This is a genomic window from Arthrobacter sp. Y3222053 (assembly GCF_059092805.1).
Genome location: NZ_JBNHIA010000001.1, coordinates 82465 through 96634, shown reverse-complemented (window position 1 = coordinate 96634; position 14170 = coordinate 82465). Strand labels below are relative to the sequence as shown.

Annotated in this window: 14 protein-coding genes, 1 pseudogene and 1 riboswitch; of the genes and pseudogenes, 8 read left to right on the top strand and 7 right to left on the bottom strand. The window is 71.4% G+C overall.

What is annotated here, in order from left to right:
- Positions 1–8: 8 nt before the first annotated feature.
- The gene (locus AC5RUW_RS00440) at positions 9–272 is read right to left on the bottom strand and encodes a DUF4235 domain-containing protein (RefSeq protein ID WP_494158865.1); all 264 of its coding nucleotides are present in this window, start codon (positions 270–272) and stop codon (positions 9–11) included.
- An 86-nt stretch (positions 273–358) separates the two neighbouring features.
- A riboswitch (TPP riboswitch) is annotated at positions 359–490 on the top strand.
- Between the two features lie 51 nt (positions 491–541).
- Between AC5RUW_RS00440 and AC5RUW_RS00435 the strand changes: the two genes are divergently transcribed.
- From AC5RUW_RS00435 to AC5RUW_RS00425, 3 genes are read left to right on the top strand one after another with little or no spacing between them, the layout of a single operon-like run.
- The gene (locus tag AC5RUW_RS00435) at positions 542–1237 is read left to right on the top strand and encodes an ECF transporter S component (protein ID WP_494158864.1); all 696 of its coding nucleotides are present in this window, start codon (positions 542–544) and stop codon (positions 1235–1237) included.
- Complete coding sequence (locus tag AC5RUW_RS00430) at positions 1230–2765, top strand: ABC transporter ATP-binding protein (protein WP_494158863.1); 1536 nt, start codon at positions 1230–1232, stop codon at positions 2763–2765. The genes AC5RUW_RS00435 and AC5RUW_RS00430 overlap by 8 nt, the downstream gene beginning before the upstream one ends.
- Entirely contained in the window at positions 2762–3520 is a 759-nt protein-coding gene (locus AC5RUW_RS00425; protein WP_494158862.1) for an energy-coupling factor transporter transmembrane component T family protein, read from the top strand. Before AC5RUW_RS00430 ends, AC5RUW_RS00425 begins: the two co-directional genes overlap by 4 nt.
- Positions 3521–3544: 24 nt before the next feature.
- Here AC5RUW_RS00425 and AC5RUW_RS00420 read toward each other — a convergent pair whose 3' ends face one another.
- A complete protein-coding gene (locus tag AC5RUW_RS00420) occupies positions 3545–4420 on the bottom strand; it encodes an aminodeoxychorismate lyase (RefSeq protein WP_494158861.1) in 876 nt (291 codons plus the stop codon).
- 89 nt (positions 4421–4509) lie between these two features.
- Here AC5RUW_RS00420 and cls point away from each other — a divergent pair, with 89 nt between their 5' ends.
- Positions 4510–5976 carry a cardiolipin synthase gene (cls, locus tag AC5RUW_RS00415; RefSeq protein WP_494158860.1) on the top strand — a complete coding sequence of 489 codons (1467 nt, stop codon included), beginning with the start codon at positions 4510–4512 and terminating at the stop codon, positions 5974–5976.
- On the opposite strand, the gene AC5RUW_RS00410 is transcribed toward cls, so the two are convergent.
- From AC5RUW_RS00410 to AC5RUW_RS00400, 3 genes are all read right to left on the bottom strand, one after another.
- Positions 5957–6550, bottom strand: coding sequence for a nucleoside/nucleotide kinase family protein (locus tag AC5RUW_RS00410; protein WP_494158859.1), 594 nt, complete (start codon positions 6548–6550; stop codon positions 5957–5959). The genes cls and AC5RUW_RS00410 overlap by 20 nt on opposite strands.
- Positions 6547–7047 carry a low molecular weight protein-tyrosine-phosphatase gene (locus AC5RUW_RS00405; protein ID WP_494158858.1) on the bottom strand — a complete coding sequence of 167 codons (501 nt, stop codon included), beginning with the start codon at positions 7045–7047 and terminating at the stop codon, positions 6547–6549. Before AC5RUW_RS00405 ends, AC5RUW_RS00410 begins: the two co-directional genes overlap by 4 nt.
- Before the next feature lie 69 nt (positions 7048–7116).
- A complete protein-coding gene (locus AC5RUW_RS00400) occupies positions 7117–7920 on the bottom strand; it encodes a class I SAM-dependent methyltransferase (protein ID WP_494158857.1) in 804 nt (267 codons plus the stop codon).
- Positions 7921–8129: 209 nt separating this feature from the next.
- Between AC5RUW_RS00400 and dnaK the strand changes: the two genes are divergently transcribed.
- From dnaK to AC5RUW_RS00380, 4 genes and pseudogenes are all read left to right on the top strand, one after another.
- Positions 8130–10007: a molecular chaperone DnaK gene (gene dnaK / locus AC5RUW_RS00395; protein ID WP_494158856.1), complete on the top strand. Its 1878-nt coding sequence runs from the start codon at positions 8130–8132 to the stop codon at positions 10005–10007.
- Between the two features lie 2 nt (positions 10008–10009).
- A complete protein-coding gene (locus AC5RUW_RS00390; RefSeq protein WP_494158855.1) occupies positions 10010–10621 on the top strand; it encodes a nucleotide exchange factor GrpE in 612 nt (203 codons plus the stop codon).
- An 85-nt stretch (positions 10622–10706) separates the two neighbouring features.
- Positions 10707–11711, top strand: coding sequence for a DnaJ C-terminal domain-containing protein (locus AC5RUW_RS00385; protein ID WP_494005853.1), 1005 nt, complete (start codon positions 10707–10709; stop codon positions 11709–11711).
- Positions 11712–11799: 88 nt separating this feature from the next.
- Positions 11800–12183: pseudogene (locus AC5RUW_RS00380) on the top strand (heat shock protein transcriptional repressor HspR); the annotation flags it as partial.
- A 180-nt stretch (positions 12184–12363) separates the two neighbouring features.
- Here the strand turns inward: AC5RUW_RS00380 and AC5RUW_RS00375 are convergent.
- Together AC5RUW_RS00375 and AC5RUW_RS00370 are read right to left on the bottom strand one after the other, a co-directional pair.
- Positions 12364–13167 (bottom strand): ABC transporter permease, encoded by an 804-nt coding sequence (locus AC5RUW_RS00375; protein WP_494158854.1) that lies wholly within the window; start codon positions 13165–13167, stop codon positions 12364–12366.
- Positions 13164–14150 carry an ABC transporter ATP-binding protein gene (locus AC5RUW_RS00370; RefSeq protein WP_494158853.1) on the bottom strand — a complete coding sequence of 329 codons (987 nt, stop codon included), beginning with the start codon at positions 14148–14150 and terminating at the stop codon, positions 13164–13166. Before AC5RUW_RS00370 ends, AC5RUW_RS00375 begins: the two co-directional genes overlap by 4 nt.
- Positions 14151–14170: the final 20 nt, after the last annotated feature.

The window sequence follows — 14170 nt, the reverse complement described above, 5'->3', positions numbered from 1 at the left end:
TCCGCGGGTCAGACGACCTCGGGGGTGCGCTTATAGCGCTGGATGGCCTTCTGGGTGCCCCGGTTGGTGAGGACGCGGATCGCGGAGCTGACCGCGCCGGAGACCAGCGCGAAGACGACGGCCGAGCGCAGCGAGGCCTCGAGGCTGCCTTCGGCGTCCTTCGGCGGCTCCTGCCCGGTGGCCTTCTCCCAGACGAAGTCCAGGGCCTTGGCGGAGACGATGCCGGCCAGGATGCTGACGCCGGTGCCGAGCAGTTTGAGGATCACGTTCATGGGCATTCCTTCGCTTGTGGGGCTTTGACCCCACCCTACGACACAGCCGCCCCACGCGTCCCGATCGGATGTACAGTGGTAGCGCCAACACACGACAGGGGAGCGCCGCCGCGGACCGGGACACCGGGCACGGCACAGGGCGCTGAGAGTGCGGATCACCGCAGACCCTCGAACCTGATCCGGTTAGTACCGGCGAAGGGAGTCGAGATCTCAGGGGCGGCGCCGGTTCCGGCGTTCTCCCTCCCCTCCTGCAACCCAGGAGGATTTCCATGCAGAACACTTCCGGCAGCGCGCCGCAGCCCCGCTCCACCCCGCCGGCCCCGAGCCCGGACCCGCACCCGACGCCGTCGCCCGGCCCCCGGTGGGGCGCCCGGTTCGCCGCATCCTGGCGCGCCTCCGCCCGCTGGCGGGTGGTGGACATCGTCACCGCGTCGGTGCTTTCCGTCGCCGTGGGCGTGGTCTTCTGGGCCTGGTCCCTGGGCGCCGGCGGCATCGGCGCCCTGACCGCCGCCTTCCCGCCCCTGCTCGGCCTCTACAGCGGAGGCTGGCTGATCGCCGGCGTCCTGGGCGGGCTGATCATCCGCAGGCCCGGCGCCGCGATCTACTGCGAGGTCCTGGCCTCGGCCGTGTCCATGGTCCTGGGGACCAGCTACGGCCTGTCCGTCCTGCTCTCCGGCGCCGTCCAGGGCCTGGGCGCGGAACTGGTCTTCCTGCTCTTCCTCTACCGCCGGTACACCCTGCCGGTGGCGCTGCTGGCCGGGCTGACCGCCGGGGTCTTCCTGGGCGTCAGCGAGAACATCCTCTACAACGTCGAATGGGCCGCACAGTGGCAGGGCCTCTACGTGCTGTTCGCCGCGGTGTCCGGACTCGTGATCGCGGGCCTGCTCTCCTGGCTGGCGATGCGTGCACTGGCGCGGACCGGCGCCCTGTCCCAGTTCGCGGCCGGCCGCAGCGCCGATGCCTGATCAGCCCGCCGCCCCGGCCGAAGTCCGCGCCGAGGGGTTCGGCTGGCGGCACGCCGGGCGCCGCCGGCCCGCGGTCAGCGGACTGGACCTGCACATCCGCGCCGGCGAGCGGGTCCTGCTGCTCGGAGCGTCCGGCGCAGGCAAGTCGACGCTGCTGCACGCGCTGGCCGGCATCCTCGCCGATGACGAGGGCGACGGCGGCGGCGAGCAGTCCGGGCGCCTGAGCATCGACGGCGCCGACCCGCGCAGCGCCCGCGGCCGCGCCGGCCTGGTGCTGCAGGACCCCGAGAGCCAGGTGGTGCTCTCCCGGGTGGGCGACGAGGTGGCGTTCGGTGCCGAAAACCTGCGCGTCCCCGCAGCCCAGATCCCGGCCCGGACCGCGCGGGCGCTGGAGGACGTCGGACTGGGGCACCTGCCGGCCGGGCATCCCACCGCCGCCCTCTCCGGCGGCCAGAAGCAGCGCCTGGCCCTCGCCGCCGTGCTTGCCATGCAGCCGGGCCTGCTGCTGCTGGACGAGCCCACCGCCAATCTGGATCCGGCGGGAGTGCTGGAGGTCCGCGACGCCGTCGCCCGAACGGTGGAACGCACCGGGGCGACCCTGATCGTGGTCGAGCACCGCACCGCCGTGTGGGCCCCGGTCGTGGACCGGGTGCTCGTGCTCGCGGCCGACGGCGGGCTGCTCGCCGACGGTCCGCCGGAGCAGGTGCTGGGCGGGCAGGGCGTCCGCAGCCAGCTGGCCACCGCAGGGGTCTGGGTGCCCGGCCTGGATCCGCTGGCAGCCGACGGCGGCCCGCCGCTGCCGGCCCCTGGGGCCCCGGGAGATGCGCTCCTGACCGCCGAGGACCTGGCCGTGGCACGCAGCCGGCACGCCGGACCCGTGCTGGCGGGCGTGGACCTGCAGCTGAAGGCGGGCACCGTGCTCGGCGTCGTCGGGCCCAACGGCGCCGGCAAATCGACCCTCGCCCTGGCACTGGGCGGGCTGACCCCGCCCCGGGCCGGTTCGCTGCACGCCGAGCCGGCCCTGCGCGGAACGCTGGCGGCGGAGCCGCGGCGGTGGAAGCCGCCGCAGCTGATCCAGCGGATCGGATCGGTGTTCCAGGAACCCGAGCACCAGTTCCTCACCGGTAGGGTACGGGACGAGCTGGCCTACGGGCCGCGGCGCATCCGCCGTGAGCGGAGCTCCGTCGTCGAGGAGCTGGCCGAACGGCTGCGGCTCGGGCACCTGATGGACGTCAACCCGTTCACCCTCTCCGGCGGCGAGAAACGCAGGCTGTCCGTGGCCACGGTCCTGGCGGCGGCGCCACAGGTGCTGCTGCTGGATGAACCCACCTTCGGCCAGGACGCCCGGACCTGGGCGCAGCTGGTGCGCCTGCTCGCCGAGCAGGCCGCGGGCGGCCGCGCCGTCGTCGCCGTGACGCACGACGACGACTTCCTGGCCGCGCTCGACGCCGCCCGCCTGCAGGTGGGCGGGGGCAGCGCCGCGGCCGCCGGAGGGCCGGCCGCTGTCCTGCGGGGGGCCGGGGCATGAACACGTTGCGCCGCGCCAACCCGCTGTCCCTGCTCGCCGCGGCCGTCGCCGTGACCCTGGCCGTGCTGGCCACCGTGGACTGGGTCAGTGCGGCGGTGGTGCTGGCCGGCGAGCTGGCCCTGCTGCCGCTGCTGCGGATCCGCCCGGCCATCCTGCTGCGGTTCTGGCCGGTGCTGCCGGCGGCCCTGCTGGCCGGATACGCCACCGCCCTGCTCGCGGAGAAGACCGGGGAGGTGTTGCTTCAGGCGGGGCCGCTGCTGTTCACGACGGATTCCGTCGCGGCCGGCACCGCCATCGCGCTGCGCGGCCTGGCGATTGCCCTGCCCGGCTTGTTCCTGCTGACAGCGGTGGACCCCACCGATCTCGCCGATGCGCTGGCACAGAAGCTGAAGCTGCCCGAGCGGTTCGTCCTGGGCGCGCTGGCCGCCGTGCGGCTGGTGGGGCTGCTGGTGGAGGAGTGGCGAACCTTGGGCCTGGCCCGGCGGGCGCGCGGGGCCGGCAGCTCCTCGGGCCCGGCCCGGCTGAAGGACTTCCCGGGCCAGGCGCTGGCGCTGCTGGTGCAGGCCGTGCGGCGGTCCTCCCGGCTGGCGGCGGCCATGGAGGCCCGGGGATTCGGCGCCGGGCCGCGCACCTGGTCCCGGACCTCGGCCTTCAGCCCCCTGGACGCGGCGGTGGCCGGCTACGGGGTGCTGCTTGGCGGCGGAGCCGTTGCGGCGGCCCTGGCGGCGGGGACGTTCAACTTCATCCTCAGCTAGCCCCGCCCGCCCGGGCCCGGGCGGCTAGAGGATGTCCTCGACCAGCGCCGACAGTTCATTGGTGAGCCGCTGCGAGGTGCGGATCGGCTCGCCGTCGATGTGCGTGACCGGCGCCAGCAGGCGGATGCTGGAAGCCAGCCACACGGCGTCGGCCTCCAGCAGGTGCGACGGCTCCAACGGCCCGTAGCCCAGGGCCCAGCCGGCCTTCCCGGCGGCGTCGAAGATCGCGGCCTGCGTGGTGCCGGCCAGAATTCCGCTTTCCAGCTCGGGGGTGAGCAGGGTCCGCACCCCGTCCTGCTCCATGGCCAGCAGCACGGTGGAGGTGGCGCCTTCCAGTACCCGGCCGTCAGAGGAGGTAAAGATGACGTCGTCGGCACCGTTGGCCTTCGCATGCCGGATCGCCGCCATGTTCACCGCATAGGAGAGGGTCTTGGCGCCCAGCAGCAGCCAGGGCTGCCGGGGCGCGTCCAGGCTGTCATAGCCGCGGTCCAGCAGCAGGACCTTCACCCCGTGCTCCCGCTGCGCCAGCGTGGCGGCCGGCATCGGCGCCGCGGAGACCCAGGCGGTCGGGCTGCCGGCGCCCTCCGGCCCGCGGGTCAGGAACAGGCGCACGACGGCGGGGCCGTCGCCGTCGGCGCGGACCTGCCGGGCGAGCGCGGTGGCGATCGCCCGTTCCCAGGCCACAGCGGGCGGGGCCTCGATCTGGAGGGCGGCGGCCGAGCCCGCCAGCCGGGCCAGGTGGGCCGGCAGCTTGCGGGGCCGGCCGCCCACCGCGAGCACCGACTCGAAGACGCCGTCGCCGCGGGTCACCCCGAGGTCGGTGGCCAGCAGCTGCGGTTCGGCGGCGTCCGCCGGGCGGCCGTCCTCAAACGCCGGATCGAGGAACACCAGAGTGGTCATGACCCCACCCTATCGCCCGGCCCGCGGCGCGGGACGGCCCGGTGCGTCCACTAGTCTTGATCAGAGGCAGGTGCCGGAGGGAGCAAGCTGTGTGGTGGACGATTAGCCCCCCCGGGTGGATCGCGACGATTCTGACGATCATCGATTTCGGCATCCGGATCGTGGCGCTGGGCGTGGTGCCGGGCAACCGCCGGCCGACGACGGCGATGGCTTGGCTGCTGGCGATCTTCTTCCTGCCCATTCCGGGCATCATCATCTTCGCCCTGTTCGGCAACAACCGGCTCAACGAATCCCGGGTGCGGCGGCAGGCCGCGATCAACCGGGCGGTGCGTGAGAACACCCGCGAGCTCGAGGCCGAAGGCAGCAGCTACGCCGGCCCGGAATGGGTCCTCTCCGCCGCGGAACTGAACCGGCGGCTCGGCTCGCTGCCCACCCTGGACGGCAACCGGGTCACCCTGCAGCGCGACTACCGGCAGAGCATCAGGGACATGACCGCCGCCGTCCGTGCCGCGGACAAGCATGTGCATGTCGAGTTCTACATCATGAGCTACGACGACGAGACGCGGGAGTTCTTCACCGCGCTCACCGAGGCCGCCGCCCGCGGAGTCACGGTGCGGCTGCTCTTCGACCACATCGCCACCCTGCGCATCCACGGGTACCGGCAGCTGCTGCGTCAGCTCAAGGCCTCCGAGATCCAGTGGCACCGGATGCTGCCCATCCAGCCGTCCCGCGGCAACTGGCGCCGCCCGGACCTGCGCAACCACCGCAAGCTGATGGTGGTGGACGGCAGGATCGGGTTCACCGGGTCGCAGAACCTCATCGAACCGGGCTACCGCAAGCGCGCGAACCATCGGATCGGGCGCCGCTGGGTGGAGCTGATGGCCCGGCTCGAAGGCCCGGTGGTCGATGAGCTGAACGTCGTGTTCGCCACGGACTGGAACGCCGAGACCGACGAGAACCTGGAGCGGGAACTCAGCCTGTACGAATGGGAGTCCGAGCCCGGCGGGGTCACCTGCCAGGTGGTGCCCAGCGGGCCCGGGTTCACCACCGAGAACAACCTGCGCCTGTTCACGTCGCTGATCTATTCGGCCTCGGAGCGGATCTCCATCACCAGCCCCTACTTCGTGCCGGACGACTCGCTGCTGTACGCGATCACCACTGCGGCCCAGCGCGGGGTGCAGGTGGAGCTGTTCGTGTCCGAGAAGGGCGACCAGTTCCTGGTGGACCATGCGCAGCGCTCCTACTACGAGGTGCTGCTGGAGGCCGGGATCCGGATCTACCAGTACCCGAAGCCGCTGGTCCTGCATGCCAAGCACTTCACCGTGGACGACGAGGTGGCGGTGCTGGGCTCCTCCAACATGGACATGCGCTCGTTCTCGCTGAACCTGGAGGTGTCGCTGATGATGTTCGGCGGCGGGATCGTCGAACAGATGCGCCGGGTGGAGGACACCTACCGGAACCTCTCGCGGGAACTGCACCTGGAGGACTGGCGGAACCGGCCCCTGCTGGAACGCTACGTGGACAACGTGGCCCGGCTTACCGCCACCCTGCAGTAGCCTCCGGGGTCAGTGCGGTCCCGGGGCCGGACAGCAGGGCCAGGACCGCCGCGGCGTTGCCGGGCGCACCGCCGTCGAGCACCAGGTCCGCAGCCGCCGCCGCGTCGTCCGAGGCGGCCCACGCGCGTTCCTGCGCGGCCCAGCGCTCCCAGTGCGGCGCGTAGGTCCCGCCGTCCCGGGCCAGGGCCCGACGGCGGCGCAGCCCGGCAGGTGCCTGCAGCCAGATGCCCGCGTCCAGCAGCGGACGGGCGGCGGCGTGGAAGGCGCCCACCCCCTCGCAGAGCACGACGCCGGCCGGTTCAGTGGTCCGTTCGGCACCCCAGCAGCCGGCCTCCCAGTCCCAGGCGCGCCAGCGGGCGGGCCGGCCCGCGGCGAGGGGCTCGAGCACCTGGCGGCGGTAGCAGTCCATTCCGGCCGCGAGGCCGTCCCAGCCCGGGTAGATGTCCTCGAGCCGGAACAGGGCGGCGGGAACTCCGCGTTCCGCGAGGGTGCGCATCAGCTCATCGGCCAGGGTCGACTTGCCCGCCCCGGAGAACCCGTCGACCGCCACCAGCACCGGGCGGATCCGGCTCACGCCCGCAGCTCTTCGCGCACGGCGGCGACCACTCCCGGGGCAGCCGCCTCGATCAGGGCGTAGGCGGCGTCGAAGTCCATGTCCTCGCCGAACCAGGGATCGGGGACGTCCAGCTCCTCATGGGGCAGGCCGGAAACGGCGGGGTCGAAGGAGCGCAGCAGCCGGACCCGGTGGCGGTGTTCCGGCGGCGCCCAGGCGAGCAGCCGGTCCTCGTGGCCGCGGTCCAGCGCCAGCAGGAGATCGAGCCCGGGAATCCGCTCCTGCCGGAACGGACGGGCGACAAACCCGGAGACCTGCTCCTCGGAGAAGCCGTTGCGCAGCAGCACGGCGGAACTGCGCGGATCCATGGGTACATCCGGATCCCAGGCGGCCAGGCCGGCCGAGGTGATCACCACGCGGTCCGCCAGTCCGGCGTCGCCGAAGGCGCGCTGCAGGACCAGCTCGGATATGGGGGAGCGGCAGACATTGCCGGTGCAGACCACCTCGATGCGGTACATTCCTCCAGCCTAGCGAGGGATGTGCCCCGGTACAGGGGGAGCAGGGCACAGGAGGTGAGGCGCAGGGGATCAGGCCCGGGCGAGGATCTCGGCCGAAGGCATCAGGAACCAGCCCGCCGGGTCCTCCGCCCAGCTGCGCCACCCGGCGCTGATCCGCTCCAGCGCCGGCCGGTCGGCCAGGTTCCGCTCCAGCGCCTGTTCGGCGAACGCGGAGTGCAGCACCCGCTCGGCCCAGGACCCGCCGTGCTCCCGGCGTCGCTGCGGGGTGGCGTACAGCCAGTTCGAGGCGGAGGGGTCGACGTCGGTGAAGCCGGCGGCCAGTGCCCAGCCCAGCAGCCTCCGGCCGCCGTCGGGCTCGGCGCCGTTGCCGCGGGCGATCTGCTGGTACAGGTCCATCCACTCCTCCAGTTCCGGCAGCTGCGGGTACCAGGACATGGCGGAGAAATCCGCCTCGCGCACGGCAACGAGGCCGCCGGGGCGGGTCACGCGCCTCATCTCCCGCAGCGCCGCCACCGGGTCCGCAAGGTGGTGCAGCACCTGGTGGGCGTGGACGACGTCGAACGATGCATCCGGCCAGGGCAGCTCGTAGACGTCCCCGGCGCGGAAGCGGGCATTCTCCACGCCCTGTTCCGCTGCGGCCAGGGCCGCCAGGCCCACGACCTCCTCCGAGGCGTCCAGCCCGGTCACCATGCCCGGAGCCACGGCCTGGGCCAGGCCCAGCGTGATGCTGCCCGGGCCGCAGCCGACGTCGAGCAGGTCCATTCCGGGGGACAGGAGGGGCAGCAGGTAGGCGGCGGAATCCTCTGCCGTCCGGCCCGCGTGCGTCCGGACCACGCTCTCATGATGTCCGTGTGAGTACGTTTCCTGGGGCATGAACAGGACCCTACGCCGGGCCGGCGGCCGCGGCCATGGTCCGGTAACGGCACGTCATCCTCCGTCAAGAGGCCGGCGCCGACTTGAGCGTACTCGGCTCAAGTTTGTTGACATTCACCGCCGCTTCGGTAAAGTTGAGTGCAGAACGCTCAAGACATGCCGGGCTTCGGGCCGGCAGGCGACGTTTTCCCAAGGAAAGAGGAAGCAATATGTCACGTGCAGTAGGTATCGACCTCGGCACCACCAACTCCGTGGTCTCCGTCCTCGAAGGCGGCGAGCCCACCGTCATCGCCAACGCCGAAGGCGGCCGCACCACCCCGTCGGTCGTGGCCTTCGCCAAGTCGGGCGAGGTCCTGGTCGGCGAGATCGCCAAGCGCCAGGCCGTGAACAACATCGACCGCACCATCTCCTCCGTCAAGCGCCACATGGGCACCGACTGGTCCAAGGAGATCGACGGCAAGAAGTACACGCCGCAGGAAATCTCGGCCCGCATCCTCATGAAGCTGAAGAACGACGCCGAGGCCTACCTCGGCGAGAAGGTCACCGACGCGGTGATCACCGTTCCGGCCTACTTCAACGACGCCGAGCGCCAGGCCACCAAGGAAGCCGGCGAGATCGCCGGCATGAACGTGCTGCGCATCGTCAACGAGCCCACCGCCGCGGCCCTGGCCTACGGCCTGGACAAGGGCAAGGAAGACGAGCTGATCCTGGTCTTCGACCTCGGCGGCGGCACGTTCGACGTGTCCCTGCTCGAAGTGGGCAAGGACGAGGACGACTTCTCCACCATCCAGGTCCGCGCGACCGCCGGCGACAACCGCCTCGGCGGCGACGACTGGGACCAGCGCATCGTTGACTACCTGCTGGGCCAGGCCAAGGCCAAGGGTGCGGATCTGTCCAAGGACAAGATCGCCCTGCAGCGCCTCAAGGAAGCCGCTGAGCAGGCCAAGAAGGAGCTGTCCTCCGCGACCTCCACCAACATCTCCCTGCAGTACCTCTCGGTCACCCCCGAGGGGCCGGTGCACCTGGACGAGCACCTCTCCCGCGCCAAGTTCCAGGACCTGACCAAGGACCTGCTGGACCGCACCAAGAAGCCGTTCAACGACGTCATTTCCGAAGCCGGCATCAAGGTCTCCGACATCGACCACATCATCCTCGTGGGCGGTTCCACCCGCATGCCCGCCGTGTCCGAGCTGGTCAAGCAGCTGGCCGGCGGCAAGGAACCGAACAAGGGCGTCAACCCCGATGAGGTCGTGGCCGTCGGCGCAGCCCTGCAGGCCGGCGTGCTGAAGGGCGAGCGCAAGGACGTCCTGCTCATCGACGTCACCCCCCTGTCCCTGGGCATCGAGACCAAGGGCGGCGTGATGACCAAGCTGATCGAGCGCAACACGGCCATCCCCACCAAGCGCAGCGAGACCTTCACCACCGCCGACGACAACCAGCCGTCCGTGGCCATCCAGGTCTTCCAGGGCGAGCGCGAGTTCACCCGCGACAACAAGCCGCTGGGAACCTTCGAGCTGACCGGCATCGCCCCGGCTCCGCGCGGCGTCCCGCAGATCGAGGTCACCTTCGACATCGACGCCAACGGCATCGTGCACGTCTCCGCCAAGGACAAGGGCACCGGTGCCGAGCAGTCCATGACCATCACCGGCGGTTCCTCGCTCTCCAAGGAGGACATCGACCGCATGGTCCGCGAAGCCGAGGAGCACGCAGCCGAGGACAAGAAGCGCCGCGAGGCCGCCGACGTCCGCAACTCCGCCGAGCAGCTCGCCTACTCCGTGGACAAGCTGCTCACGGACAACGACGACAAGCTGCCCGAGGACGTCAAGACCGAGGTCAAGGCCGACGTCGACGCCCTGAAGACGGCCCTCGCCGGAACCGACAACGACGACGAGGTCAAGAGCGCCTTCGACAAGCTGCAGGCCTCGCAGACCAAGCTCGGCGAAGCGATCTACGCCTCCGCACAGGCTTCGGGCGACGCCCCGGGCGCCGGTGCTGCCGGCGGCGCCGGAGCCGGAACGGATTCCGCGTCCGCAGGCGATGAAGACATCGTGGATGCCGAAGTCGTCGACGACGAAGAGAAGAAGTAGCCATGGCGCAGGACAACGGCGCGAACCCGGACCCGGGTTCCGACGAGGCCCGCGGCACCCCCGATGACGCGGCTTCGCAGCCGGCCGGTGCGGACAGCTCCGCATCCGGCCCGGCTGCCGAGGGTGACGCCCTCTCGCAGGCGGAGCAGATCCTGAACAGTGCCGAGGTTCCTGGCGCGCCCAAGGCAGCCGGAACCCCGGAGGCCGAGGAGCTGCGCAGCGATCTGCTGCGCCTGCAGGCGGAGTACGTGAACTACCGCCGGCGGGTGGAGCGTGACCGTGACGTCGCCCGGGAGATGGCCGTGATCGGCGTGATCAACGCACTGCTGCCGACCCTGGACGACATCGAGGCCGCGCGTCAGCACGGCGACCTGGCGGAGGGCCCCTTCGCCGCGATCGCCAAGAAGCTGGAAAGCGCGCTGGGCACCTTCGGGCTGACCCGGATCGACGAGACCGGAGTCGACTTCGATCCGAACATCCACGAGGCGCTGATGCAGCAGCAGAGCGCGGACGTGCAGTCCGACACCGTGACGCAGATCCTGCGGATCGGCTACAAGGCCGGGGACCGCGTGCTGCGCGCGGCCCAGGTTGTGGTCTCAGTACCGGAGCAGTAGCGGCAGGGCCCGGGGCGGCAGGCGCCCCGGGCCTTCCGTGCCCCGCCGGGCACGGACTGGAGACTGGAACGAGAAAGGGACGCCATTGGCTAGCCAGGACTGGGTCGACAAGGATTTCTACAAGATTCTGGGCGTCCCCAAGGATGCCTCCGAATCGGACATCAAAAAGGCATATCGGAAGCTGGCCCGGAAGTACCACCCGGACCAGAACCAGAACGACGCCTCCGCGGAACGCATGTTCAAGGACGTCTCCGAGGCCTATTCGGTCCTTTCCGACGCCGAGGAGCGCCAGCAGTACGACGCCATCCGCGCCATGGGCAGCGGCGCCCGCTTCAGCGCCGGCGGTGCCGGCGGACCGGGCGCAGGAGCGGGAGCCGGCGGGTTCGAGGACCTGTTCGGCGGCCTGTTCGGCCAGGGCGCCGGGCCGCGCGGAGGTTCCCGCCGCACCACCTTCAGCACCGGCGGCAGCAACATCCCGCCGGAGTTCGCCGACCTCTTCGGCGGCGGCGGAGGCTTCGGGGGCGGGTTCGGCCAGGCTCCGCCCACCAAGGGCGCGGACCGGACGGCAACCACCACGATTTCCTTCGCCGGCTCCATCAACGGCACGGTGATCGGCCTCCGCGAGCCCTCGGGCGAAGTCATCGAGGTGCGTGTCCCGGCAGGTGTCAGGGACGGCCAGACCATCCGCGTCCGGGGCAAGGGCCAGCCCGGTCCCGCCGGCGCGGGCGACCTGATGGTCACCGTCCACGTGACGCCGCACGACTTCTTCAAGCGCGACGGCAACGACATCCGCATCCACGTTCCGGTGAGCTTCCCCGAGGCCGCGCTCGGCGCGACCATCGAGGTGCCCACCCTCAGCGGAGACACCGTGCGGCTGCGCGTGCCGGCGGGCACGCCGTCGGGCCGGACGCTGCGGGTGAAGGGGCGCGGAGTGAAGACCGCCAAGGCCACCGGCGACCTGCTGGTCACCGTGGACGTCGCGGTCCCGCAGAACCTGAGCAAGGAGGCGAAGGACGCCGTGGAGGCCTTCGCCCGGGCCACCACGGGGGAGAACCCCCGGGCATCCCTGGCGGCCAAGGCACGCCTGTGAGTCCGGAACCGGCTTCCGCCCGGGAACCGGCGCTTTGACCTATGATCACTGATCACACCCCACAGCCGACGTCGTAAAGGAGGATCCTGTGGCCATCGACGCGAACGCGCCGATCTTCGTCATCTCGGTCGCGGCCGAGCTGGCGGAGATGCACCCGCAGACCCTCCGGCAGTATGACCGGATGGGCATCGTCAGCCCGTCGCGGGCACCCGGCCGCGCCCGCCGCTACTCGCAACGCGACATCGAGATGCTCCGGCAGGTCCAGCGGCTCTCCCAGGAGGGCGTCTCCCTCGAGGGGATCAAGCGGATCATGGAGCTGGAAAAAGAGGTGCTGGGACTGCGGGCCCGGGTCGAGGAGCTCTCGGCCGAACTCGACCAGGCCCAGCAGCGCCAGCCCGACCTGGGCAGGATCTTCGCCGCAGGGCTGGGCGGTGACGTCGTGCCCCTGGCCCGCGGTCAACGGCCGCCCGCGTCGGCGGCCTTCAAGCCGCTGGGGCTGGTCTCGCTCGTCCAGCGGCACAGCCGGCTGCGGGCGCTGCCGGCCGGCAAGCCCCAGTCCCGGGACTACGCGAACGGCTACGCGGCCTCGCTCTGAGGCCGAGCCCGCAGCCGGGCGCCGGGGACGCCGTCTGTCCGGCTGCAGGCGCGCCGGTCAGCGGAAGCGCCGGCCCTGGTCCCGCCGGTTGGCCCAGACCGCACCGGCACCCAGCAGCAGCGTCCAGGCCAGGAAACACAGCACCGCGGTCAGCTCAAAGGGTTCCCCGGAGAGGGCGGACACGGACAGGTCCCGGGCCGCCCGCGACGGCAGGAACCGCGAAAACGTGTCCAGTCCCGGAGAGAAGATTTCCGGCGGCAGCATCATGCCGCCGGCGAACGCGAGCGGGAAGAAGACCACCTGCGTGACGGCGATGGCCACCTTTGAGGTGCACAGATAGCCGATCAGCAGGCCGAGGCACAGGAACGGCAGCCCGCAGACCAGCCAGACTCCCACCGCCAGGGGCACCCGCCACCAGGGCAGGGTTCCGTCGGTGTAGAGGTCCATGCCCGCCGTCGTCGCGGCGCCCACCACCAGGACCGGGATGAGGGCAAAGAAGGCGAACATCATGGCTGTGAGCGCCCGCGCGATCGTCGGCGGCAGCGCGCCGACCGGCAGGGTGCGCACATAGCTGCTCCACGGGTTGGCCCGGTCCTCCGCCACTCCGATCCCGTAGTTGAACAGGAAGGCGCTCATCACGCCGAACACCGCCAGCTGGGCGATCGACATCAGCGAGGCGACCGGATTGGAGGTCACGGCCGTCTGCGGCAGCACAAAGAACACCAGCGCCAGGGTGGGGAAGACGGTGGAGGAGAGCACGGCCACGGGAATCCTCAACTGCTCCAGTACCTGCGCCCGGGTGTGGACGCGGACCAGACGCAGCTGGGTGCTGTTGCTCCGCACTGAGGGGGAGGTGCTCATCCGACGTGCCTTTCCGCTGAGGGTCCTGCCGGGGTGCCGGCATCCGGTGCCGGTGGGGCTTCCCGGCCGGAGATGGAATGGGTGAGGGCTACGAAGGCCTCCTCCAGGCTGGCGGCATGGACCTCCAGGCCGCGGAAGTCGGCGCCCCTGCCGACCAGCATCCGCACCGTTTCGTCGGCGTCGTGGCTGACGATGGTGGTGGCGCCGGAGGCCGTGACGTTCACGGAGGCGGTGCCGGGCCAGGTCCGGAAGGCCTCGGCGGGCAGGGAGGTATGGAAGGACACGCGGCTGACGCTGACCCGGCTGCGGATCTCGTCCACGTTGCCATCGGCGATGACCGCGCCGTCGTTGACGACGACCACCCGCCCCGCGAGGGTCTGGATTTCGTCCAGATAGTGGCTGGTGATCAGCAGGGTTCCGCCACCGGCCCGGTAGGCGGCGAGCTGCTCCCACAGGTTTTCCCGGGCCTCGACGTCCAGCCCGGTGGTCGGTTCGTCCAGGACCACCAGGCGGGGCCGGCCCACGAGGGCCAGGGCCACGAGCAGGCGCCGCTGCTGCCCGCCCGACAGGCCGCCGCACTGCTTTCCGGCGGCCGCGGCGAGGCCGAACCGCTCCAGCAGCTCCGCCGTCGGAACGGGGTCGGGATAGTGGGCCGCCACGAAGTCCACGGTCTCGCGCACCCGCAGCGTTGCGGGCACCGAGGTGGCCTGCGGCGTCGTGCCCAGCGCCCGGCGGGCCTGCGGAGACCGGGGATCCTGCCCGAAGAGCTCCACCGTTCCTCGGTCCGGCTGGCGCAGCCCGGTCAGCAGGCTCAGCAGAGTGGACTTCCCGGCCCCGTTCGGGCCCAGCAGGCCCACGGTCTCTCCGGCGCCGATCCGGAAGTCGACGCCGGAGAGCGCCGCCACGGCGCCGAAGGACTTGTGGACGCCACGGGCCCGGGCGAGGATCTCCGGGGGATCGGGGTCTGGTCTGTTGATGCTCATGGATGGGTGCTCCTGGGGAT